At 55.7% G+C, this 21,869-nt stretch carries 20 protein-coding genes; 7 read left to right on the top strand and 13 right to left on the bottom strand.

What is annotated here, in order from left to right; all coding sequences use genetic code 11:
* The first annotated feature begins 26 nt into the window (after positions 1-26).
* A complete protein-coding gene (locus OOJ60_RS13595; protein WP_042289528.1) occupies positions 27-956 on the top strand; it encodes a DMT family transporter in 930 nt (309 codons plus the stop codon).
* A 38-nt stretch (positions 957-994) separates the two neighbouring features.
* Here OOJ60_RS13595 and OOJ60_RS13590 read toward each other — a convergent pair whose 3' ends face one another.
* Positions 995-1,645 carry an OapA family protein gene (locus OOJ60_RS13590; protein ID WP_181822122.1) on the bottom strand — a complete coding sequence of 217 codons (651 nt, stop codon included), beginning with the start codon at positions 1,643-1,645 and terminating at the stop codon, positions 995-997.
* 218 nt (positions 1,646-1,863) lie between these two features.
* Here OOJ60_RS13590 and fklB point away from each other — a divergent pair, with 218 nt between their 5' ends.
* Positions 1,864-2,484, top strand: a complete 621-nt coding sequence (gene fklB / locus OOJ60_RS13585; protein ID WP_042289524.1) for an FKBP-type peptidyl-prolyl cis-trans isomerase — start codon at positions 1,864-1,866, stop codon at positions 2,482-2,484.
* Between the two features lie 322 nt (positions 2,485-2,806).
* Complete coding sequence (cycA, locus tag OOJ60_RS13580; protein WP_205612726.1) at positions 2,807-4,216, top strand: D-serine/D-alanine/glycine transporter; 1,410 nt, start codon at positions 2,807-2,809, stop codon at positions 4,214-4,216.
* 93 nt (positions 4,217-4,309) lie between these two features.
* Here the strand turns inward: cycA and ytfE are convergent, their stop codons facing one another.
* Positions 4,310-4,972 carry an iron-sulfur cluster repair protein YtfE gene (ytfE, locus tag OOJ60_RS13575; protein WP_042289519.1) on the bottom strand — a complete coding sequence of 221 codons (663 nt, stop codon included), beginning with the start codon at positions 4,970-4,972 and terminating at the stop codon, positions 4,310-4,312.
* A 245-nt stretch (positions 4,973-5,217) separates the two neighbouring features.
* On the opposite strand from ytfE, the gene OOJ60_RS13570 reads away from it, so the two are divergent.
* On the top strand, positions 5,218-6,771 hold the full coding sequence (locus tag OOJ60_RS13570; protein ID WP_060570929.1) for a methyl-accepting chemotaxis protein: 1,554 nt from the start codon (positions 5,218-5,220) through the stop codon (positions 6,769-6,771).
* 49 nt (positions 6,772-6,820) lie between these two features.
* Here OOJ60_RS13570 and OOJ60_RS13565 read toward each other — a convergent pair whose 3' ends face one another.
* The 3 genes from OOJ60_RS13565 to OOJ60_RS13555 all read right to left on the bottom strand — a co-directional run bounded on the left by OOJ60_RS13565 (position 6,821) and on the right by OOJ60_RS13555 (position 9,617).
* Positions 6,821-7,786 carry a DMT family transporter gene (locus OOJ60_RS13565; RefSeq protein ID WP_181822120.1) on the bottom strand — a complete coding sequence of 322 codons (966 nt, stop codon included), beginning with the start codon at positions 7,784-7,786 and terminating at the stop codon, positions 6,821-6,823.
* 76 nt (positions 7,787-7,862) lie between these two features.
* The gene (locus tag OOJ60_RS13560; RefSeq protein ID WP_199957002.1) at positions 7,863-8,687 is read right to left on the bottom strand and encodes an AraC family transcriptional regulator; all 825 of its coding nucleotides are present in this window, start codon (positions 8,685-8,687) and stop codon (positions 7,863-7,865) included.
* A 63-nt stretch (positions 8,688-8,750) separates the two neighbouring features.
* Positions 8,751-9,617 carry an SDR family oxidoreductase gene (locus OOJ60_RS13555; RefSeq protein WP_205612725.1) on the bottom strand — a complete coding sequence of 289 codons (867 nt, stop codon included), beginning with the start codon at positions 9,615-9,617 and terminating at the stop codon, positions 8,751-8,753.
* An 88-nt stretch (positions 9,618-9,705) separates the two neighbouring features.
* On the opposite strand from OOJ60_RS13555, the gene OOJ60_RS13550 reads away from it, so the two are divergent.
* Positions 9,706-10,086: a winged helix-turn-helix transcriptional regulator gene (locus tag OOJ60_RS13550; protein WP_205612724.1), complete on the top strand. Its 381-nt coding sequence runs from the start codon at positions 9,706-9,708 to the stop codon at positions 10,084-10,086.
* A 52-nt stretch (positions 10,087-10,138) separates the two neighbouring features.
* On the opposite strand, the gene OOJ60_RS13545 is transcribed toward OOJ60_RS13550, so the two are convergent.
* Positions 10,139-12,082: a bifunctional 2',3'-cyclic-nucleotide 2'-phosphodiesterase/3'-nucleotidase gene (locus OOJ60_RS13545; RefSeq protein WP_042289506.1), complete on the bottom strand. Its 1,944-nt coding sequence runs from the start codon at positions 12,080-12,082 to the stop codon at positions 10,139-10,141.
* Positions 12,083-12,272: 190 nt separating this feature from the next.
* Between OOJ60_RS13545 and cysQ the strand changes: the two genes are divergently transcribed.
* Positions 12,273-13,013 (top strand): 3'(2'),5'-bisphosphate nucleotidase CysQ, encoded by a 741-nt coding sequence (gene cysQ / locus OOJ60_RS13540; RefSeq protein WP_205612723.1) that lies wholly within the window; start codon positions 12,273-12,275, stop codon positions 13,011-13,013.
* Here the strand turns inward: cysQ and OOJ60_RS13535 are convergent.
* Positions 13,003-13,560 (bottom strand): YtfJ family protein, encoded by a 558-nt coding sequence (locus OOJ60_RS13535; RefSeq protein ID WP_181822115.1) that lies wholly within the window; start codon positions 13,558-13,560, stop codon positions 13,003-13,005. The genes cysQ and OOJ60_RS13535 overlap by 11 nt on opposite strands.
* Before the next feature lie 325 nt (positions 13,561-13,885).
* Between OOJ60_RS13535 and OOJ60_RS13530 the strand changes: the two genes are divergently transcribed.
* Complete coding sequence (locus tag OOJ60_RS13530) at positions 13,886-14,092, top strand: DUF1107 domain-containing protein (RefSeq protein WP_004857160.1); 207 nt, start codon at positions 13,886-13,888, stop codon at positions 14,090-14,092.
* Between the two features lie 71 nt (positions 14,093-14,163).
* Here the strand turns inward: OOJ60_RS13530 and OOJ60_RS13525 are convergent, their stop codons facing one another.
* From OOJ60_RS13525 to OOJ60_RS13500, 6 genes are all read right to left on the bottom strand, one after another.
* Positions 14,164-15,504 carry a hemolysin family protein gene (locus tag OOJ60_RS13525; RefSeq protein ID WP_042289497.1) on the bottom strand — a complete coding sequence of 447 codons (1,341 nt, stop codon included), beginning with the start codon at positions 15,502-15,504 and terminating at the stop codon, positions 14,164-14,166.
* A gap of 142 nt (positions 15,505-15,646) precedes the next feature.
* Entirely contained in the window at positions 15,647-17,185 is a 1,539-nt protein-coding gene (locus tag OOJ60_RS13520; protein ID WP_205612722.1) for an MFS transporter, read from the bottom strand.
* 79 nt (positions 17,186-17,264) lie between these two features.
* Entirely contained in the window at positions 17,265-18,287 is a 1,023-nt protein-coding gene (locus OOJ60_RS13515; protein WP_042289765.1) for a Gfo/Idh/MocA family protein, read from the bottom strand.
* A gap of 10 nt (positions 18,288-18,297) precedes the next feature.
* A complete protein-coding gene (locus OOJ60_RS13510; RefSeq protein WP_205612721.1) occupies positions 18,298-19,365 on the bottom strand; it encodes a Gfo/Idh/MocA family protein in 1,068 nt (355 codons plus the stop codon).
* Positions 19,362-20,546, bottom strand: a complete 1,185-nt coding sequence (locus OOJ60_RS13505; RefSeq protein WP_199957010.1) for a Gfo/Idh/MocA family protein — start codon at positions 20,544-20,546, stop codon at positions 19,362-19,364. Before OOJ60_RS13505 ends, OOJ60_RS13510 begins: the two co-directional genes overlap by 4 nt.
* A gap of 15 nt (positions 20,547-20,561) precedes the next feature.
* On the bottom strand, positions 20,562-21,716 hold the full coding sequence (locus tag OOJ60_RS13500) for a Gfo/Idh/MocA family protein (RefSeq protein WP_205612720.1): 1,155 nt from the start codon (positions 21,714-21,716) through the stop codon (positions 20,562-20,564).
* Between the last annotated feature and the right edge of the window lie 153 nt (positions 21,717-21,869).

Below are 21,869 nucleotides of genomic sequence, written 5' to 3'. Positions count from 1 at the left end.
AAAACATAATTTCAATGTGGTGAAGAATGGATACCCCGCACCCGCAACCTCTGTTTGCGCGTAAAAATATTGTCTACCTGAGCGCCGCGTTTTGCTGCCTGTTATGGGGGAGCGCCTACCCGGCGATTAAAAGCGGCTATGAGATCTTCCAGATCGCAACCGATGATATTCCTTCAAAAATTGTTTTTGCCGGTTACCGCTTCCTGTTTGCCGGTCTGCTGCTTCTGCTGCTGGCCATGGCGCAGCGTAAGCCCATCGGCAGATTACGTTCTCGCCAGTTCGGCCAGCTCACGTTACTGGGGCTGACGCAGACCTCTTTACAGTACATCTTCTTTTATATTGGTCTGGCTTTCACCACTGGGGTGAAAGGCTCGATCATGAATGCGACAGGCACCTTCTTTAGCGTACTGCTGGCGCACTTCATCTACCAGAATGACAAGCTGAGCTATAACAAAACACTGGGTTGTATCCTCGGCTTCGCGGGAGTGATGGTGGTGAATTTCAGCAGCGGGCTGGACTTCAGTTTTAGCCTGCTGGGCGACGGGTCTGTCGTCCTGGCGGCGTTTATCCTTTCCGCCGCCACGCTTTACGGCAAGCGCATCTCGCAGACGGTTGACCCTACGGTAATGACCGGTTACCAGTTGGGGATTGGCGGCCTGGCGCTGATCGCTGGCGGTTACGCGTTTGGCGGCACGCTCACCGTCCACGGGTTTTCATCTGTCGCGATTCTCGGTTATCTGACATTACTCTCGTCGGTAGCGTTTGCACTGTGGAGCATTTTGCTCAAATACAACCGGGTGGGAATGATTGCACCGTTTAACTTCTTGATTCCCGTTTCCGGAGCGGTGCTGTCGGCAGTGTTTCTTGGCGAGAATATTCTTGAATGGAAATACGCGATTGCGCTGGTGCTGGTGTGTTCGGGGATCTGGTGGGTCAATAAGGTGCGTAAAGCGTAAATCAGGCCCGGTGGCATACTGTCGCCGGGCATAGGTGATTATCGCGCCCGCAGGAAACTGCCGTCCGGCTGACGGGTGAACAGTACCTGCTGGTCATTGCCGGTATCGATGGTTAAGCCTGTCACCACGCCGTTCGCATTCTGGCGAATCTGCACTAACTGCCCTTCTTTAAGGGTGCTCAACGGCTTGCCTGCGCCTTCCACTTTTGCCATGGCATACACGTCTGTCGGCGGCAGTCCGTGGTCGCGGAACAACTGCGCCATCGTTTTACCAGAACCAACGCGGTAAGAACGCCATTGCTGATCGATCCCGCTGTCCGGCTGGAAAGGCTGCGTTTGCGGCTGCGACTGTTGTGTCTGCGGCTGCGTTTCCGGCTGGCCTTCCTGAATGGGTTCCGGCGCCACCGGAGCGACCTGTCCGGGATCGTTTTGCGGCGTGACGAGCTGCGCCTGCAGCTGTGCTTCGGTCGGTGGCTGAGACGGTGACTGAATATCCAGCTGCGCGTCACGGGTTACCGTAGGCGCAACGCTATTGTCGTCGGAGGGAAGCAGGAAACCGATGACCAGCACCACTGCCGCAATAATAATGCCGCGGCGGTGCATCGGCGGAAGCGGGTCCATAAGGCGAAAATTGTCCGGTGCATGCCAGATTTTCGCCAGGGTAGGTTTTAGTTCAAAGCGCCCGGGCATGGCTTTCCTCCTGCTCCGCGTCTCGTTCCTCAATCATAGAGTATAGACAGCTAACGCTATGATGTTCGTGATATTACCCGCTTTTGATATATTCATACGGGATACCCCTATTGTTTCTTTTTCCCCAGGATTTGTCATCCACCCCATGACAACATTTTACCGCAGAGGGCGCGGCTGTTATGCTGCCCGCTACTTTAAATCCGATGAAAGGAAATACGATGGCAACCCCGACTTTTGACACTATCGAAGCGCAAGCAAGCTACGGCATTGGTTTGCAGGTAGGACAGCAACTGAGCGAATCCGGCCTGCAGGGGCTGTTGCCTGAAGCGCTGGTTGCAGGTATTGCCGATGCGCTGGAAGGTAAACAACCGGCTGTTCCGGTTGACGTGGTACACCGCGCGCTGCGTGAAATTCATGAGCGTGCTGATGCCGTACGTCGCGAACGTTTCCAGGCGATGGCCGCGGAAGGCGTGAAGTATCTGGAAGAAAACCGTGAGAAAGAGGGTGTGAGCAGCACCGAATCCGGTCTGCAATTCCGCGTACTGACCCAGGGTGAAGGTCCGATTCCGGCCCGTACTGACCGCGTTCGCGTGCATTATACCGGCAAGCTGATTGACGGCACCGTATTCGACAGCTCCGTAGCGCGCGGCGAACCGGCTGAATTCCCGGTTAATGGCGTGATCGCCGGCTGGATTGAAGCGCTGACCTTAATGCCGGTCGGCTCGAAGTGGGAACTGACTATTCCTCATGAACTCGCCTACGGTGAACGCGGCGCGGGTGCCTCCATTCCGCCGTTCAGCACGCTGGTGTTTGACGTCGAGCTTCTGGAAATCCTGTAAGCAGAGCCTTCTGTTCCCTTCGGAAAAGAGGGGAACAGAAAATATGCAATAAAACCGCGTATTCGCCGAACATCGGCATTTTATCTTGCAAATGGTTCCGTTGCGTGTATTTTTGTGAGCTAATTCGCGTTATCAGAGTGATATGACACTCACTTTAAACATATAGTTAACATAATATTTAAATCTTAGTATTCATCCCGCCGATTCTTACCTAATATCGATGAGTCCTGACAACAGGATCGTCGTATCATACAGAAGCACAACAGACGCATTAAAGGCCGCAGAGCCTGCACAACACAGACAGGTACAGGAAGAATAAAACATGGTAGATCAGGTAAAAGTCGCCGCCAATGAACAGGCACCGGCTGAACAGTCGCTACGGCGCAATCTCACAAACCGACATATTCAGCTTATCGCCATTGGCGGGGCGATCGGTACGGGCCTGTTTATGGGGTCCGGCAAAACCATCAGCCTCGCCGGACCGTCGATCATTTTTGTTTATATGATCATCGGCTTTATGCTCTTCTTTGTCATGCGGGCGATGGGCGAGCTGCTGCTCTCAAATCTGGAATATAAATCTTTTAGTGACTTTGCTTCGGATCTGCTGGGACCGTGGGCAGGCTATTTTACCGGCTGGACCTACTGGTTCTGCTGGGTGGTGACCGGGATGGCGGACGTCGTGGCGATTACCGCTTATGCCCAGTTCTGGTTCCCGGGGCTTTCCGACTGGGTGGCCTCGCTGGCTGTCGTGGTCTTACTGCTGAGCCTTAACCTCGCCACCGTGAAAATGTTCGGTGAGATGGAGTTCTGGTTCGCGATGATTAAAATCGTCGCCATTGTCGCGCTGATTATCGTGGGGCTGGTGATGATCGCCATGCACTTTACATCACCGACCGGCGTCGAAGCGTCTTTTGCGCACCTGTGGAATGATGGCGGCTGGTTCCCGAAAGGCATCAGCGGCTTCTTTGCTGGCTTCCAGATTGCAGTGTTTGCGTTTGTTGGTATCGAACTGGTGGGGACAACGGCGGCTGAAACGAAAGATCCCGAGAAATCCCTGCCGCGCGCCATCAACTCCATTCCTGTTCGTATCATTATGTTCTACGTGTTCGCGCTGATCGTCATTATGTCCGTCACGCCGTGGAGCTCCGTGGTACCGGATAAGAGCCCGTTCGTAGAGCTGTTTGTACTGGTTGGTCTGCCTGCCGCGGCAAGCGTGATCAACTTCGTGGTGCTGACCTCTGCGGCCTCTTCGGCAAACAGCGGTGTGTTCTCGACCAGCCGCATGCTGTTCGGCCTGGCGCAGGAAGGGGTGGCGCCGAAAGCGTTCGCGAAGCTGTCTAAACGCGCGGTTCCAGCCAAAGGGCTGACCTTCTCTTGCATCTGTCTGCTGGGCGGCGTGGTGATGTTGTACGTCAACCCGAGCGTGATTGGCGCGTTCACCATGATCACCACGGTGTCGGCAATCCTGTTTATGTTCGTGTGGACCATTATCCTGTGTTCATACCTGGTGTATCGCAAACAGCGTCCGCACCTGCATGAGAAATCGATCTATAAAATGCCGCTTGGCAAGCTGATGTGCTGGGTGTGCATGGTGTTCTTCGTGTTTGTGATCGTGCTGCTGACCCTGGAAGACGATACCCGTCAGGCGCTGCTCGTCACGCCGCTGTGGTTTATCGCCCTGGGACTGGGCTGGCTGTTTATCGGTAAGAGACGTATGGCAGGAATGCGTTAAATTGTATCGCCCGGCGGCGGCAACGCTTACCGGGCTCGCTTACTGGTACAGGTTGTAGGCCGGATTAGGCGTATCCGCCGTCCGGCAAATCGCTTATTCCCCGGCTAAGGCACGCGGGAACAGGACATTATTCTCCAGACTGATGTGTTCCATCAGGTCATCAATCATCTCGTTAATCCCGTTGTACATCGCTTTCCAGGTGGTGCAGGCTTCCGGCGGAATGGTCACATTCTGCGTGGTATGCTTAATCACTTCCAGCAGTTCACCCGCCTCATCATGCTCGCTTTCCATCACGCTGATTGGCCCCATCGCCTGGCTGCCCATTCCCTGTTTGATCATTGGAAACAGGATCTGTTCTTCTTTCATCATGTGGCTCGACAGCTCCTGATGCAGCATAGTCAGGTACTTCGCCAGACCTTTCGGCACGTTTGGCTTATCAGCATGCACGCGTTCAACTTTGGTCGCTTGTAGGATCAATTCCGGCAATTGCTCACGGTGTCTGTCGTGGTAGCGCACGATGATGTGGTTGATGATTTCGGCTAACGGCGCGGTACGCCAGTCTTTTTCAATGGGCTGTTCAGCCAGTTGGGCAAGCTGCGCCTCAATGGCGTCAACGTCCAGCTCTTTGCGTGCGGCCGCCCGCGCCAGCGTCTGCTTACCGCCGCAGCAGTAGTCCATATCATACTTACGAAACAGCGCCGACGCGCGAGGAATAGAAAGCGCCAGTTCACCTAAAGGTTGATCGCGATAAGCCATAGCCGTTACCTCATTTTGAATAATATAAGATGTATTTTAAATGCATCTTTAGGTGGGCGCTATAACCCTTTCGGGTCAGAGGATTTTGTGATGTCTGTCACGAAAAATTCTTTCGTTTTTAACGTACTGATACTTATCAGAAAGCGCGCCATTCCCCCATAAACGGAGTCCTGGCGAATTAAACAACCCGCGATCGCTGCCGATACCAAGTCCTCAGACAACACCTGCAACATAAAAGGCAAAAGATGTTTAAACGAATCAACGTGATCACTTTATTGATCGTGGTGCTACTCGCGCTCGGGGCGATGCAGCTTCTTTCGGCTGGCGTGTTTATTAACGCGCTGAAAAATGACAAACAAAATTTCACGGTGTCGCAACTTGCAAGCCAGAACGTGGCGGAATTTACCGATGCGTGGATCAGCCTCAATCAGGCGCGGGTAACGCTGAACCGGGGGATGCTGCGTTTGCAAAGCAGCATGGCAGGGCAGATCAACGGCGGCCAGCTCAGCGAACTGGTGAAAACCGCAGATGCTCTGCTGGCGAACGCGAAAAAACATTACGACACCTATTATGCGCTACCGGAAACGCCAGGGATGGACGAGCGCCTGGCGGACAGGCTGGAAGAACAGTACGGCATTTACTCAGCGACGCTGGCAAAAATGAACGCCTTGCTGGCGGAAGGCAAACTGGAAGAGATGTTTAAGCAGAACGCCGAACAGAAACAAACGGCAATGCAGAGCGTCTATCACGAATGGCGCACCGCGCAGGCGAAGCTCACCAGCGCGGGGATCAAGGATAACGAAAGCGACTATCAGCGCATCCTGTGGATTCTGTCCTTTATTCTGCTGGCGGTCGTGGTCGTCATCCTGATCAGTTGGATAGCGATGCAGCGTGTGCTGTTGAAGCCGCTGCATGAAGTGATGTCCCATATTCGCCATATCGCGTCCGGCGATCTCACGCACAGCATTGACGCGGAAGGCAACAACGAAATGGCGCTGCTGGCGCGTAACGTACGCGATATGCAGCAGTCGCTGGCGAATACCGTCCGCGTGGTGCGCGATGGCGCCGATACGATCTACACCGGCGCCGGTGAGATTACGGCGGGCAGTAACGATCTCTCCTCACGTACTGAACAGCAGGCCGCTTCGCTGGAAGAAACCGCAGCCAGCATGGAGCAGTTGACCGCCACCGTCCGGCAGAATGCGGACAACGCCCGCCAGGCGACGCAACTGGCGAAGAACGCCTCGGGTACGGCGAAAAAGGGCGGTGAGGTTGTGGAAGGCGTCGTGCGCACCATGGATGAGATCGCCGCCAGTTCCAGCAAGATTGCCCAGATCACCAGCGTGATTGACGGCATTGCCTTCCAGACGAACATCCTGGCGCTTAACGCCGCGGTGGAAGCGGCGCGCGCAGGCGAGCAGGGACGTGGATTCGCCGTGGTCGCTGGTGAAGTTCGTACGCTGGCGAGCCGCAGCGCCCAGGCCGCGAAAGAGATCAAGGCCCTGATTGAAGACTCTGGCGATCGGGTGAATGCCGGTTCCGCGCTGGTGCATGAAGCCGGTGAAACGATGAATGAGATTGTCAGCGCGGTCACCCGCGTGACCGACATCATGGGCGAAATCGCTTCCGCGTCGGATGAGCAAAGCCGGGGAATCGATCAGGTGGGACAGGCGGTGGCGGAGATGGATCGCGTGACTCAGCAGAACGCATCGCTGGTGGAGGAGTCAGCGTCTGCCGCCGCCGCGCTGGAAGAACAGGCTGCGCGTCTGAATCAGACGGTAGCGGTATTTAAAGTATAAGCAGCAGCATTAACTGCAGGCCGGACACGCGCAGCGCTGTCCGGCCCATTTACATCTCCGGGACGGGCGCCACGCCGGGTTTTTCCGGTTTGGCTTTCACGGCGAGCACCACGCCGACAACGAGCAGCGCTATGCCGCTTAATGTCAGCAGCGGGGGAATGTCCTGACGCAGAATAAAGGTGTACAGCAGGCCCGCCAGTGTCTCAAATACAATTAATGGCCCAAGGATCACCGTCGGCAACCGTTGGCTGGCGATATTCCAGCACAGAGCCCCTACCCACGAGCACAGCACCGCAATTGCCACCATCAGGCCGATAAAGACCGCAGGTCGCGGGCCAAAGGGGAGCGCAAAGCCTGGGGTTTGGTTGTGTAGCCACAAGCAGGCGGCGATGTAGCCTGCGAAAGAGACGGGCAGGGTGACCAACGCCTGCGCTGTCGCCCACATCATTGGATGCTTGTCCGGATTTTCGCGCAGCCAGCGCGCATTACGCAGCGCATACCACGCCCAGCAGGCCACCGAAACCACCGCCAGCGCGATGCCAGAGCCATAGCGCCAGCCGCTGAAATTCGGCAGCCCTTGACCCAGCTCCGCGATATTCACACACAGCAGTCCGATGCCTGTCAACGCCAGTGAAGGGGCAAGGCGTCGCCAGGCGAGTCTGCCGTCGCGATGACTGTACAGCAGGTTAGCAAATACCGGAATGACGACCGGCAGCGTGCCGATAATCATCGTCGATACCGGCGCGCCGGTGCGCTGAATGGCGCTGGCGAGGCAGAGATAGTAAATCAGGTTGCCCATCATGGTCAGCGCCAGCGCGGTGAACCAGTCCTTTGAGGTCAATTGGCGAAGACGGGCGCGACCAAGCCAGGCGAGCGGCAGAGCGATCAGGCCCAGCGCCAGGTAACGCCCCATCGACTGCAGCATCGCCGGGTATTCCGGTACGATCAACGGCCCGACAAAAATCAGTCCCCACATTAACCCTGCCAGCAGGGCATATATCACGCCGCTAATCATTATGTTTCTCCCTCTGCTTTAACCCAGCGCCGAGTGTAGGCAGGGAAAACGCGCGCGTATTGTATGAGATTGCGCATTAGCGGGGGAAAACCTGTCTCTGGTAGCGCACGGGAGTGATGCCGTAGCGATGGGTAAAGGCGCGAGTCAGATGCGACTGGTCGGTAAGGCCAGCGGCGGCGGCCACTTCGGCGGCGGGCATCCCGAGAGTGAGAAAGGCTTTCGCCCTCCACAGGCGGATCGCCATCAGCATCTGATGCGGCGTGACGTGAAAATGCGCTTTGAACTGGCGCTGAAAATGCCAGGGACTGAGCGCCGCGACAGCGGCCAGTTCGTCTAAGGTGACCGGACGCATGTAGTTGTCGTGGAGATAATCGCGCACCCGCGTAAAGCGGTGCGCGCCTTCACGCGGCGCCCGCATCGGCTGCGCCAGCGGCCGGAAGGTATCGATTAAATCCAGCAACAGTCCTTTCTGCGCCAGCGGATCGTCGGTGTGCCACAAACCGTGGATCAGCGAGCAAATCTGGCGTGAACGCAAGGGATCGTGTCTTGTCACTTCGCGAAACCCCCAGTGGCGGATCCCCGTGATCTCTTCCAGCAGGGTGGGGTCAAGATAGATCATCCGGTAGCGCCAGCCATCGGCGGTTTCAGCTTCGCCGGTGTGCAGTTCGTCCGGATTCATGGTGATAACGGAATGGGCGGGCGCCAGATATTGGGTGCCGCGATAGCGAAAGCGCTCGGCTCCCGCCTCAATAGCCCCAATGCCGAAGGCTTCGTGGGTGTGGGGTTCGAAGGCGTAGCGAGAAATATGCGCATGATACAGTTCCACGCCCGGCACTTCCGCCAGATGGCGAAAACGGGCGCTGTCTTTCTCATCGCTGAATTGCTCAGGTACACCTTGCATGTCATCTCTCCCCACGCATCATCCTGCCATTATCAAAGAGGATACGTGAGGATGTCACCTAATTTAACTAATTTTTAACGCTTGCAGCATGGTGCGAACGCTGTCGGCAAGCGTGGTGGTGGGACGACCAATCAGTTGGCTCAATGTACGGCTGTTATCGAACAGACCGCCTTCAGAAGCGCCAATGTCCGAATCCGCCAGCATATCAGCCAGGCCAGCGGGCAGACCTGCCCCCTGCAGCGCCGCGGCGAAGTCCGCTTCACTCAGGTTCTGATAGACAATGTGTTTGCCGCTCTGTTGACTCAGTTCGTCAGCCAGTTGGCTCAGCGTCCAGGCGTCGTCCCCCGCCAGTTCATACACTTTTCCGGCATGGCCGTCGGCGCTGAGGACGCGTGCAGCGGCGGCGGCATAGTCAGCACGCGTCGCAGAGGCGATTTTGCCCTCGCCAGCGGCGCCGATAAACACGCCGTGCTCCAGCGCGGCGGGCGCGCTCGCCAGGTAGTTTTCGCTATACCAGCCGTTGCGCAGCAGCGTATACGGGATGCCGGATCCCGCCAGCATCTTCTCAGTCTCGACATGCTCAAGGTGCAGGCCGAGCGGGGAACGATCTGCATGAAGCAGACTGGTGTAAGCGATAAATTTTACGCCTGCCGTTTTCGCCGCGTTAATCACATTACGGTGTTGCACAGCGCGCTGCCCGACTTCGCTTGACGAGATCAACAACAGCTTTTCGACGCCCTGTAGCGCGGTGGTGAAGGCGGCCTCATCGCTATAGTCTGCCTGGCGGACGGTGATTCCCCGCTGACTTAGCGTCGCGGCCTTCGCCGGGTGACGCACAATCGCCACGACCTGGCTGGCGGGAACAGTTTTTAGCAGGCTTTCGATAACATGGTGGCCGAGTTGGCCGGTAGCGCCGGTGATGGCAATCATGGGGTGACTCCTTTACGTGTCTGTTGTGTTCCATTACGCTATCACCTAAACTTACTTTTAGTAAGTACGTACAAAAAGGTAAGTGTAAATGGGTAAATCCACTCTTTCTCAGCAGCTTCGTGACGGCAACCTGTTCGCCGAGCAGTGCCCTTCCCGCGACGTGCTTAAGCATGTCACCAGCCGTTGGGGCGTGTTAATTCTGGTTGCGCTGCGTGACGGCACGCATCGGTTTAGCGATCTGCGGCGCAAAATGGGGGGCGTGAGTGAAAAGATGCTGGCGCAGTCATTGCAGGCGCTGGAACGGGATGGGTTTATCAACCGGGTGTCCTATCCGGTGGTACCGCCGCATGTCGAGTATAGCCTGACGCCGCTTGGCGAGCAGGTAAGTGAAAAGGTCGCCGCGCTGGCGGACTGGATTGAGCTGAATTTACCGCAGGTGCTGGCGCTGCGGGAAACGCATGCGGCGTGACGTCTCGCCGGATAAGCGCATGAACAGCGCCATCCGGCACGCCGCACAACGTTTACTTGCTCAAATCCACCTGATAAATCGCAAACCCTACGTCATCGGTGGCGACTTTCTGCATCGGATACTGCCCTTTCTCTTTAATAAATGCCGCCGCTTTCGCGGTGGGTGAGGTTTCAAAGCGAATATCCAGTTTGCGGTCGCTGTGAATCGGCGCCAGACGCCAGTTATTATCTGCTGCCGGGTGGATCTCGCCTGTACGCTTCGACTCCGCGCCGATCCACGCCGCCAGCACAGAACGGTTTTCATCCGGTGAGGCAAACGCGATATGGCTGTCGCCGGTTCCGGCGAACTTACCGCCGTATGCGCGATAGTTATTGGTGGCGACCAGGAAAAGCGCATTCGGGTCGATCGGCTTGCCGTTAAAGGTCAGGTTTTTGATGCGCTCGGCTTTTGGATTTACCGTCTGGCATTCGCCGTCGTAACGGGCGGGTTGGGAGACGTCAATCTGATAGTTCACGCCATCGATCACGTCGAAGTTATACGTGCGGAAACCGTCCCAGTTGATCAGCGACTGCGGTTTGCTGCTGTTGATATCAATCTGATTAAACTGCCCGGCGGCGCACTCCAGCCACTCTTTCACCTCTTTACCGCTGGCTTTCACCACCACCAGGGTGTTCGGATACAGGTACAGATCCGCGGCATTACGGAAGGTAAGCTGACCTTTTTCGACTTCGACAAAGCTGGCCGGATCGTTCTTACGTCCGCCCACTTTAAACGGCGCGGCGGCAGACAATACCGGCAGTTTCGCCAGATCCGGATCGCCCTGAATAAAGTGTTCCACATAGGCTTTCTGCGCGTTGTTCACTACTTGTACGGTCGGATCGTCCTGCACCAGCGCCAGAAAGCTGTACATGTTGTCGGCGGATTTGCCGATCGGTTTGCTGACGAAATCGCGGGTGGCGTCATGATCGCTTTTCAGAATCCGCACCAGCTTTTCATCTTCGGCGGCCAGCGACTTTTTCGCCGCGGGGTCGTAAATCGGGCGCGCTTCAGCTTTCGCTCCGGTTACCTGCCACTTTCCGCTGTCATTGTTAAGCACCAGATCCACAACCCCAAGATGATCGCCCCACATGCCCGGCATCACCGCTGGTATGCCGTTTAGCGTGCCCTTAGCGATATCTGCGCCTTTGATACCGGCAAAGTCTTTGCCCGGAAAGACCGCGTGCGCGTGACCAAACATAATGGCGTTAATGCCCGGCACGTCGCTGAGATAATAAACGGAGTTTTCCGCCATGCTCTGGTACGGGTCGGCGGAAAGGCCGGAGTGAGCAATCGCCACGACGATATCCGCCCCTTTCTCGCGCATTTCCGGCACGTATTTCCGCGCGGTTTCGGTAATATCATTCACCGTCACTTTGCCGCTCAGGTTGGCTTTATCCCAGGTCATGATTTGCGGCGGCACAAAGCCGATATAGCCAATTTTCAGGGTTTGCGTATGGCCTTCGTTATCCACCACGTCCGTTTCTTTAATCAGATATGGCGTAAACAGCGGCTTTTGTGTTTTCACGTCGATGATATTGGCGTTGACGTAGGGGAACGTCGCGCCAGCCAGCGCCTTGTGCAGGTAATCCAGCCCGTAGTTAAACTCGTGGTTGCCGAGATTACCGACCGCGTAGTCCAGCGTGTTCATCGCTTTATAGACCGGGTGAATATCGCCGTCCTTTAGCCCCTTCGCCGCCATGTAGTCACCTAAGGGACTTCCCTGAATCAGATCGCCGTTGTCGACCAGTACGCTGTTTTGCACTTCGCCACGCGCTGCGTTGATCAGGCTTGCGGTGCGTACCAGTCCGAATTTTTCGGTTGGCGTATCCTTGTAATAATCGAAATCCATCATATTGCTATGCAGATCGGTGGTTTCCATTATTCGCAGATCGACCGTCGCGGCGTTCACGCTGGCCGCGATCAGCGTGGCCAAAAGCGTTACACTAAACTTAATCATCAGGGGCATCCTTTTTTAGATCGAGACCACAAAAGAAAATGTATATAAATTTTCTTTCTTACAGAACTGTGAATCATGACATGAAAGGCGGCGGCAAAAACGCAGACGCTATCACAGTTGGCGGATCCTCCTGCAATGGGGTATAAGTAAAACAACGAGTTAACACCACTGTACGAAAACGAGGTGGAGAATGTTAGAACAAGTCTGTCAGCTTGCACGGAACGCGGGCGATGCCATTATGCAGGTTTATGATGGAATCAAACCGATGGAGATCGTTAGCAAGCAGGACGATTCTCCCGTCACCGCAGCGGACATCGCCGCGCACGCCGTCATCGTTGAAGGGTTAAAGACGTTAACGCCGGACATCCCGGTTCTGTCGGAAGAAGATCCCCCCGCCTGGGAAGTGCGTCAGCACTGGCAGCGCTACTGGCTGGTGGACCCGCTGGACGGCACCAAAGAGTTTATCAAACGCAATGGCGAGTTCACCGTCAACATCGCGCTGATCGATAACGGTAAACCGATGCTGGGCGTGGTTTATGCGCCGGTGATGAAGGTGATGTATAGCGCCGCTGAGGGCAAGGCCTGGAAAGAGGAATGCAGCGTACGCAAACCGATCCAGGTACGCGATGCGCGTCCGCCGCTGGTAGTCATTAGTCGCTCGCACACGGATAACGAACTGAAAGAGTATCTTCAGCAGTTGGGCGAACACCAGACCACGTCGATCGGTTCGTCGTTAAAATTCTGTCTGGTGGCAGAAGGACAGGCGCAGTTGTACCCGCGCTTCGGACCGACCTGCATCTGGGATACCGCCGCTGGCCATGCGGTTGCCGCCGCCGCCGGGGCGCACGTTCACGACTGGCAGGGCAAACCGCTGGACTACACCCCGCGTGAATCGTTCCTCAACCCCGGCTTCCGGGTGTCTATTTACTGAGTAATTTATGCAGCAGGGCGATCACCTGCTGCACATCTTGTTGGCTTAACGCGCCGTCTTTGGCCCACTGCACACGACCCTCTTTATCCAGCACCACAATGGCGGAGCTTTCTTCCTCCAGTTGCCAGGCCTTACGCGCTACGCCGTTGCTGTCGACAATAAATTGCGACCACGGGTAGAGCTTCTTATTGCTCTCCAGGCTGCTACGCACAAACATGCCGGAGCCGGGAATGGCGTCGTCGGTGTTCACGATAGTGGTGGTCTGGTAGGTATCGTGGGGCAGTTTTGCCGATTTAATCGCCTCTATCAGCGTGGCGTTCTTCTCTTTAGCCGAGGTGCGTCCCGCGATGTGCTGGAGGATGCGCACTTTGCCCGGCAGTTGCGCGCTGTTCCACTTTTTGTAGCTGAACGTATCGTTTTCCAGCACCAGCTCGCCGCGATCGGCTATTCCCACCGCCGGTACGCGTTGGTTGATTTCGAAGCTATGGGCGGAAGCCATCATCGGCGCTAACAGGCATGCCAGCGCCAGAATCTTACGTAGGGTCATGGTGTTTCCTTTTTCTTGTTTGCAGGTGATCCGACCACTTTGGGCCGCTGTTTAATCATATGTGCGAATGATGCTTTTTCCCGTAAACGCGGCGTCAGTTTGCGGACGGGCGCACAAATCCTGCGAAAAACGACGTCTTATACTGAAGGCATCGGCAGCAATCAAAGATGATTCTGATTAACTGTAATAAAAAGGTAAATAAACTTATACACGCTGGAAACATCGTACAGATAGTCTATAGTCAAATGGCATTAAAATTTGCGCCTTAGAACTGTTGGGCCGATTGTGGCACCGCAAGGGCGTAAGACTTACGCAGGAGACAACAATGAAAATTTTCCAACGGTACAACCCACTGCAGGTGGCGAAGTACGTGAAGATCCTGTTCCGCGGACGGTTATATATCAAGGACGTTGGCGCTTTTGAGTTCGATAAGGGTAAGATTCTTATCCCAAAAGTGAAGGACAAACAGCATCTTTCTGTGATGTCCGAAGTTAACCGTCAGGTTCTGCGTCTGCAAACTGAGATGGCTTAACCAAAGTGCTATGCAGTTGTGTTACGTAGTAAATGAACGGCTCCCGATGGGAGCCGTTGATGTTTGTGGGATCAGGAGGCGTGGGTCTCGTCCTTCGCATCGGGCAGTTTCGGCGTCAGGACGTTGGGTTTGCTGTCCAGACGGGTCACCAGCAGTTGGTCGATACGGTAGTTGTCGATATCCACCACTTCGAATTTGTAGCCGGAAAACTTCACCGAATCGGTACGTTTTGGGATCTTCCGCAGCATAAACATCATAAAGCCGCCGATGGTCTCGTAGTTGCCCGACTGCGGGAACTCGTCAATATCCAGCACGCGCATCACGTCGTCGATTGGCGTACCGCCGTCGATCAACCATGAGTTCTCGTCGCGCGCTACAATCTGCTCTTCCAGCCCCTGGCCGACCAGATCGCCCATCAACGTGGTCATCACGTCATTCAGAGTGATAATACCCACCACCAGCGCGTATTCGTTCATGATCACCGCGAAGTCTTCCCCGGCAGTTTTGAAACTTTCCAGCGCTTCGGAGAGGGTCAGAGTATCGGGAACAATGAGCGTATTGCGGATCTGCACGCCGCTGTTCAGCGCCATGCTTTGATTCGCCAGCACCCGGTTCAGCAGATCTTTTGAGTCCACGTAGCCAATGATATGGTCGATATCTTCATTACATACCAGAAACTTAGAGTGCGGATGCTCCGCGACTTTGGTTTTCAGGCTTTGCTCATCTTCGTGCAGATCAAACCAGATTACGTTTTCACGTGAGGTCATGGAAGACGGCACGGTACGCGACTCCAGCTCAAAGACATTTTCAATCAGCTCATGTTCCTGCTTACGCAGCACTCCCGCGAGCGCCCCGGCTTCCACCACGGCGTAGATATCGTCAGAGGTGATGTCATCTTTACGCACCATCGGCAGTTTGAAGATGCGGAAGATCACGTTCGCCAGCCCGTTGAAGAACCACACCAGCGGGGTGAACACAAACAGACAGAAGCGCATCGGGTTGATGATACGCAAAGCCACAGCTTCTGGCGCAATCATACCGATGCGTTTCGGGGTTAAGTCCGCGAAGAGAATAAACATGCCGGTTACCAGCGAGAAAGAGAGAATAAAGCTCAACTGCTCGGAGAGTTCCGCTGACATGTACCGGGAAAACAGCGAGTGAAATGCCGGAGAAAAAGCGGCGTCGCCGACGATACCGCCCAAAATGGCGACTGCGTTCAGGCCAATTTGCACCACGGTAAAGAACATGCCGGGATTTTCCTGCATCTTCAGAACGCGCTGCGCATTAAGATTGCCTTCATCGGCCAGCAGCTTCAGTTTGATTTTACGTGAGGCGGCAAGCGAGATCTCGGATATCGAGAAGAACGCACTCACAGCGATCAGGCAAAGAATGATAAAAATACTGTTTAACATATCTTATCCGACCGTTCAGGTCAGATCCTCGGAAGGGAAGTTTATAATTCGTGCGATACAGAAATTGAAAACCGGCTCGTAGCGGTGAGCCGGTAAGTTCAGGGGCTAGTATAGCGTAAGCGACTGTAAAGTCGCCAGAGGGTTAATTTTCAGCAATAACGGCAGGGTTTTTCGCGCCAGGCTTCGCGTCCCAGACTTCGTCATATTCATAGCCGGTCAGGGCTTTAATGACCTGGCGGGTCTCTTCGTCACAGTCGGCGCAGTTGCCGCCCAGCTTGCGCCGCGCCACCTCTTTAATCAGGATCTTGTGCGTCTTCTGGGTCAACGTAAACCTGAATGTGGTATAGAAGCTGACGGCCAGCAACGCCGCGGTGGCGAAGATCATCAGACCGATAATGGCGTACAGGGCGCTGATGGGTTGCGCACCGCCGCCTTTGACAAAGCCGCTCTCTTCCAGTACCACGCCTATCAGCATAATCGCCAGTGCGACGGTGCTTTTACGGGTTAATACCATCACCCCGGCAAAAATCCCTTCCCGACGCTGGCGGGTGACAATCTCATCGACATCCGGAATAAAGCTATAGATGTTCCACGGAATGTAATACAACCCCGCTTTTGCCAGACCGAACAGCACAAAAAGGGCGGAAAAGAGCAGGGCGGGGATCGGTACGTCGACGACGTAAATCGCCAGCAGGCTGGCGAGAACGATAAAAATACAGCCGTAAGAAAGCCGTAGCGCGCTGGATGGCGTCATATTTAGCTTGTTCATCAGCATCATAAAGCCAAACGTACCCGGAATAGAAACAAACGCCGCGATACTGAGTAATCCAGACACCGTCGCCGCATCCTGCTTTAAGCCGTAAACCACGTAATAGGTAAATACCGAGCCAAACACATCCATGGCGGTAAACGAGCAAATATAAATAAGAATATGTTGACGGAAAATACGTATTTTAAAGGATGAAAAGAGATCAATAACCAGATACTTAAGATGATTGAATAACCCACTGCTGCGCTGCGTTTCCGGCGTGAATTCATATTCTTCGCGTACGTCTTTCGCTTCCCACGTTGTCGCCCAGGTGGTAAACACCGCGACAAAATAAATGATCGCAAAAACAATCCCGGTTAGCGTATAGGTAAAAGAATTATCTTTACCGGTGAACTGCATGATAATACCCGGCACCGACACCGCTAAAAATCCGCCCAGCGACGAGCACATCATACGGACGCCAGCCAGACGCGTACGTTCGCTAAAGCGGTTAGTCATCTCTGCGGCCAGCGTCTCCCATGGCACCAGCACCATCGCTGACAGCAGCTCAATAGACAGATAGGTGCCCAGATAATACCAGTAGCTCATGTCGGTGACCCACACCAGCGCGTAGAGAAACATGAGCGGGGCGCTGATTAACAAAAAGAAACGTCGTCGGCCAAATTTCCGGCCAAGCCAGGTATTACCGAAATTATCGGTAATATAGCCCATCACCGGACTTAAAATGGCGTCAATAATTCGGGCGATTGCAAATATCGAGCCCGCTTCCAGCACCGATAATCCACAATAGGTGGTATAAAAAAATAAAAGCCAGGTGCCAATAACCGCGAATGCACCGCCTCCAAATAAATCGGTTACGCCATAGCCTATCGCTACGCCGTAACCCACTCTCCGTTCAGTAGGTTTCGCCATATCATTATTCCTGTAGGGGACTTTTTATTGCCGGAGGGCGGCGTCGCCAGCTCCGGCCTGGGTTTAACGCATTGCGGGTTTATTTCTCCAGGGTTATCCAGTGCCGTAATTGCGACGAACGATAAATGGCATCGACGATCTGCAAGGATTTCGCGGCTTCATCAATGCCGCACACTTTTGCGGCGGCGGGATCGCGCACCGCATTGTAGAACTGGCGAATCGCTTCCCGGTGGCCGACGCCCCAGTAGCTTTTGCCGCTGCCGTCCGGGGCGGAATCACTCGCCAGCTTGTGCCGCGCGCCGTCACGCAGTAACCACAGCTCACTGCCCTCAAGCTGCAGCAAGCCATGTTCACCGTGAATTTCCATTTGCAGGGGTGAGTTGGTGGTGTAACAGTTGCTGGCGTAGAACAGCCCGCGCGCGCCGTTAGCAAAGGCGAAGGTAGCCATCGCGCTATCCTCGCCGTCAATAATGTCAGCCAGCCAACTGCTGTCGACCACGCCCTTCACGCGGGTGACGCCCTTGCCAAACCATTGCATCAAATCAAGGGTGTGAATCGCCTGGTTGATCAGCAGACAGCCGCCTTCGGTGGCATGTTTCCCACGCCAGGGACTGTCGGTGTAATAACCGCCGCCGCGCGACCAGGTCAGCACAGCTTTAATGGCGAGCATTTTGCCGATTGTCCCGTCCTGCAGTTGCTGCTGAATAGCGATGCTGGTGGGGTTAAGCCGGTTCTGATAACAAATGCCCAGCGTTCCTTTGGCGTGCAGAAGGGCGGCGTCGATTTCCGCCACGTCCAGCGCGTTTATCACCGCAGGTTTTTCGCAAAAGACCTGTTTCCCCGCCGCCAGCGCGGCGAGGATCATCGGCTTATGCAGATAATGCGGCGTACAAATATGCACCACGTCGATGGCGTCATCCCACAGCATTTCACGATAGTCATGGTAGAGCTGGCAGTCATATTCTGCGGCCAGTTGTCGCCCCCGGTTGATATTGCATTCCGCAATGGCCCGTAGCGTCACGGCGGGCAACTGACGCAGTGCCTCTACGTGGGTGGTGTGGATGGCTCCACAGCCAATGATGGCGGCGTTCAGTGTTTTCATGGGCGCTCCGTCATCCACGCGCATTTGCCAGCATCTGTGCTTTAACGCACAACTCGGCGGCCTTAAAGGCGTGTGCCTGGGTCATGGCGTTTTCGCTGCGATGCAGACAGTCGAGGATCAGTTCGCCAAAGTAGGGGAAGCCGACTTTCCCCGCCACGGGATAGCGGAACTCGCCCTCTTTGTTGACCAGATAGACCACATCCTGCTCGCCGCGAGTGATATCGACATATTTACGGATTTCGATATAGCCCTCAGTACCGAGCAGGGTTAAGCGTCCGTCGCCCCAGGAAGAGAGGCCGTCCGGGGTGAACCAGTCGCAGCGAAAGTAGCCTGTGGCGCCGTTATCGCCCGCCAGCATCGCGTCGCCGAAATCTTCAAACAACGGATACTGTGGGTGATTCACGTTACGCACCTGACTGGCGACAACCTGAGCGTTACTGTTGCCGGTGTAAAACAGAAACTGCTCGATCTGATGGCTGCCAATATCGCAGAGAATGCCGCCGAAATAGCGACGGTCGTAGAACCAGTCCGGACGCCCGCTGCCCTCGCGATGCGGGCCGGTACCGAGCGTTTGCACCACCCGGCCTATCGCCCCTTTTTTCACTAACTCGCCGGCGAAGACCGCGCTTTCGACGTGCAGGCGTTCGCTGTAGTACACCGCGTATTTTCGTCCGGTTTTGGCTACCATCGCTTTGGCGTCTTCCAGTTGCCCAAGCGTAGTCAGCGGCGCCTTGTCCGTGAAGTAATCTTTTCCGGCCGCCATCACCTTCAGCCCCAGCGGACAGCGCTCTGAGGGCACCGCCGCGCCAGCGATCAGCTGTATGTCCGGGTCATTGAGCAGCGTGTCCAGCGAGTCAGCCACCTGCGCCTGAGGGTACTGCTTCACGAACGCCGCCACCTTCTGCGGGTCGGGGTCATATACCCATTTCAGCGTCGCGCCAGCCTCAATCAACCCGTTGCACATGCCATAGATATGGCCGTGATCGAGCGCGGCGGCGGCAATCTTAAACTCGCCAGGCTGGACCACCGGCTGCGGTTTGCCGGTCGGGGCATAGTTCATTCCATCGTTTAAGCTCATGCTTCTACTCCTGAATCTAAGTCTTTACCCAGAGGGATTGCGCCCACTTCGGCAAAATTGCTCACGGAAGCGGATTTCTCATAAAAATGCGGGGCTTTCTCCAGCAGGCCGCCGGTGCGATAAAACGCATCGTCGCGGGCAACCGGCAGCGTGACCACGGAACGGGTGATGGCCGATTTGTAAATCGCGGCGATCAGTTCCAGTGAGCGTTTCCCCTGCTCACCGTCCACCAGCGGCGCGGTTTGTTGTTCAATGGCGGTTAACACGTTTTCGATTTGCCCGGTATGCAGGGTCCATGTGAGGGCGGGTGTGGCGTGAAACAGCGCGGTCAGGCGCGCTTCCAGCGCAAGATTGTTTTCCGGCTGCGGAAAGCCGTTGTCGGCGGACTGACTGGCGAACACTTTCCACGGCGCGGAGATCCGCGCCTTTTCGCCCTGGATGACAATCTTCTGATCTTCGCCGTGATGAACGACCGAGGCGGTCAACTGCGTCAGCGCGCCGCCGGGGTATCTGAAAATCGCCGCGCTGAGGTCTTCGACTTCGGCGTTATCGTGGGCGACGTTGGTCATCATCGCCACCACCTCGCTGGGAAAGCCGAGCAGCCACTGGATGGCGTCGATGTGGTGCACCGCGTGATTCAGCGTACAGCCGCCGCCCTCTTTTTCCCAGGTGCCGCGCCACCAGAGGTCGTAATAGCAGTGTCCGCGCCACCAGAAGGAGTCCACCTGCGCGTGGCAAATATTGCCTGCCAGGCCGGAGTCCACCGCCGCCTTTAAGCGCCAGAACGCGTCAGTAAAGCGGTTTTGCGCAATCACCGACAGGGTTTTCCCGCTGGCCCGTTGGGCGGCGATCATCGCGTCGCACTCCTCCAGCGACGCCGCCATTGGTTTTTCGCACAGCACATGCTTTCCGTTATTCAGCGCATCAATGGCGATTTCCGCGTGGACGTAAGGCGGCGTACAGACGTCCACCAGATCGACATGCAGATCCGCCGCCAGCAGCGCGGCGTGGCTGGCGAACACCTGCGCTTCAGCCAGCCCGTAGCGGGTTTTCTTCTCTTCGGCTTTCTCCGGATAGATATCCACCAGCGCGACAATCCGGCAGCGTTCAGGAAAGGCCAGATAGCCCTGAATATGGTTATGGGAAATATTCCCCGTTCCAACAATCGCAACGTTCAGCATCCTTCCTCCTCGTCGTTACCAGGTGCCGGAAGCGTCCAGCGTGCGGCTGGCGACATGTTTTTCTACCGATGACGCAATGCGTTCTTGCAACAACTGGTAGTAGCGCTGTTCGTCAAAGGGAAACGCGACCCAGTCGTCGATCCAGGTGGACAGGTGCATGGCGTTAGAGAGCGTGAGACCGCGAATCCCCTCCAGACCGGGGGCGATCAGCGGCTCGCCGTGCAGGATAGCGGCGGTGAAATTACGGGTAATCACATCATGCTCGCTGCATTCCGCCGTGGTGGGAATCGTCACTTCCCAGCACTCCGGCTCGCCGAAGCCGTTTTGCCAGCGGGCATTGAACTCGGTTTCTGATTCGCGCAAACGCCAGAAGCGCAGGCGGCCTTCTTCCACCACCACTTTGCCGCGATCGCCTGCGATCTCCAGCCGGTTGGTCCCCGGCGCTTCTGCGGTGGTGGTAATAAACACCCCCGTTGCGCCGTTGGCGTATTCCGCATACGCGGTGACCTCGTTTTCGACCTCAATCTGGCGATGCTTACCAAACTGGCAAAAGGCGCGCATCCGCACCGGCATTCCCACCAGCCACTGCCAGAGATCGAGCTGATGAGGATCCTGGTTGAGCAGCACGCCCCCACCTTCGCCTTTCCAGGTGGCGCGCCAGCCGCCGGAGTTGTAATAGCTCTGCGAGCGATACCAGTTGGTGATGATCCAGTTGGAGCGGCGCAGTTCGCCCAGTTCGCCGCTGTCGATGAGATCTTTCACTTTCTGGTACAGCGGATTGGGACGCTGGTTATACATCATGCTAAACACCACGTCGCATTCGCGAGCGCAGGCGTTCATTTCCTCAACCTGCGCGGTGTAGACGCCAGCGGGCTTTTCGCAGAGGGTGTGTATGCCCCGGCGCATTGCCATTATCGATAGCGCCGGATGATCGTAATGCGGCGTGGCGACAATCACCGCGTCGATCAGACCGCTTTCCAGCATCTCGCGCGCGTCGCTGAACAGAGCGACCGACTCGCCCGTCAGACGGCGGATGGCGGCATGTTTGTCGGGATTGTTATCGCAAACGGCGGTCAGGCAGGCTTCTTCAACCTTACCTGCCAGCAGATAACGGGCGTGGACGGTGCCGATATTGCCGACGCCAATAATGCCAAAGCGTACTTTTTTCATGTCAGGCCTTACTCAGTGCGATGGGGGGATAAGCGGAACATAGAAAACGGCTGAAACGTCGACAACGGGATTTTGTGAGAGGACTTGCAGGATGCAAAAGAAGTTAGCCCGCGAAGCAAAAAGGCGTTTTAGAATCAATGGGGTACATCTGCA

Origin of the sequence: Citrobacter sp. R4, assembly GCF_026719175.1 — a bacterium.
GTDB classification, from domain to species: domain Bacteria; phylum Pseudomonadota; class Gammaproteobacteria; order Enterobacterales; family Enterobacteriaceae; genus Citrobacter_A; species Citrobacter_A sedlakii.
This window is presented reverse-complemented; position numbering and strand designations above follow the sequence as displayed.

What these genes read in the sequence shown, in the direction of transcription:
- ytfE (WP_042289519.1), bottom strand. Translation starts at nt 4,972, where the DNA reads ATGGCTTATCGCGATCAACCTTTAGGTGAACTGGCGCTTTCTATTCCT.
- OOJ60_RS13510 (WP_205612721.1), bottom strand. Translation starts at nt 19,365, where the DNA reads ATGAGCTTAAACGATGGAATGAACTATGCCCCGACCGGCAAACCGCAG.
- OOJ60_RS13545 (WP_042289506.1), bottom strand. Translation starts at nt 12,082, where the DNA reads ATGATTAAGTTTAGTGTAACGCTTTTGGCCACGCTGATCGCGGCCAGC.
- fklB (WP_042289524.1), top strand. Translation starts at nt 1,864, where the DNA reads ATGGCAACCCCGACTTTTGACACTATCGAAGCGCAAGCAAGCTACGGC.
- OOJ60_RS13590 (WP_181822122.1), bottom strand. Translation starts at nt 1,645, where the DNA reads ATGCCCGGGCGCTTTGAACTAAAACCTACCCTGGCGAAAATCTGGCAT.
- OOJ60_RS13530 (WP_004857160.1), top strand. Translation starts at nt 13,886, where the DNA reads ATGAAAATTTTCCAACGGTACAACCCACTGCAGGTGGCGAAGTACGTG.
- OOJ60_RS13560 (WP_199957002.1), bottom strand. Translation starts at nt 8,687, where the DNA reads ATGCAAGGTGTACCTGAGCAATTCAGCGATGAGAAAGACAGCGCCCGT.
- OOJ60_RS13565 (WP_181822120.1), bottom strand. Translation starts at nt 7,786, where the DNA reads ATGATTAGCGGCGTGATATATGCCCTGCTGGCAGGGTTAATGTGGGGA.
- OOJ60_RS13505 (WP_199957010.1), bottom strand. Translation starts at nt 20,546, where the DNA reads ATGCTGAACGTTGCGATTGTTGGAACGGGGAATATTTCCCATAACCAT.
- OOJ60_RS13550 (WP_205612724.1), top strand. Translation starts at nt 9,706, where the DNA reads ATGGGTAAATCCACTCTTTCTCAGCAGCTTCGTGACGGCAACCTGTTC.
- OOJ60_RS13520 (WP_205612722.1), bottom strand. Translation starts at nt 17,185, where the DNA reads ATGGCGAAACCTACTGAACGGAGAGTGGGTTACGGCGTAGCGATAGGC.
- OOJ60_RS13500 (WP_205612720.1), bottom strand. Translation starts at nt 21,716, where the DNA reads ATGAAAAAAGTACGCTTTGGCATTATTGGCGTCGGCAATATCGGCACC.
- cysQ (WP_205612723.1), top strand. Translation starts at nt 12,273, where the DNA reads ATGTTAGAACAAGTCTGTCAGCTTGCACGGAACGCGGGCGATGCCATT.
- cycA (WP_205612726.1), top strand. Translation starts at nt 2,807, where the DNA reads ATGGTAGATCAGGTAAAAGTCGCCGCCAATGAACAGGCACCGGCTGAA.
- OOJ60_RS13555 (WP_205612725.1), bottom strand. Translation starts at nt 9,617, where the DNA reads ATGATTGCCATCACCGGCGCTACCGGCCAACTCGGCCACCATGTTATC.
- OOJ60_RS13535 (WP_181822115.1), bottom strand. Translation starts at nt 13,560, where the DNA reads ATGACCCTACGTAAGATTCTGGCGCTGGCATGCCTGTTAGCGCCGATG.
- OOJ60_RS13515 (WP_042289765.1), bottom strand. Translation starts at nt 18,287, where the DNA reads ATGAAAACACTGAACGCCGCCATCATTGGCTGTGGAGCCATCCACACC.
- OOJ60_RS13525 (WP_042289497.1), bottom strand. Translation starts at nt 15,504, where the DNA reads ATGTTAAACAGTATTTTTATCATTCTTTGCCTGATCGCTGTGAGTGCG.
- OOJ60_RS13595 (WP_042289528.1), top strand. Translation starts at nt 27, where the DNA reads ATGGATACCCCGCACCCGCAACCTCTGTTTGCGCGTAAAAATATTGTC.
- OOJ60_RS13570 (WP_060570929.1), top strand. Translation starts at nt 5,218, where the DNA reads ATGTTTAAACGAATCAACGTGATCACTTTATTGATCGTGGTGCTACTC.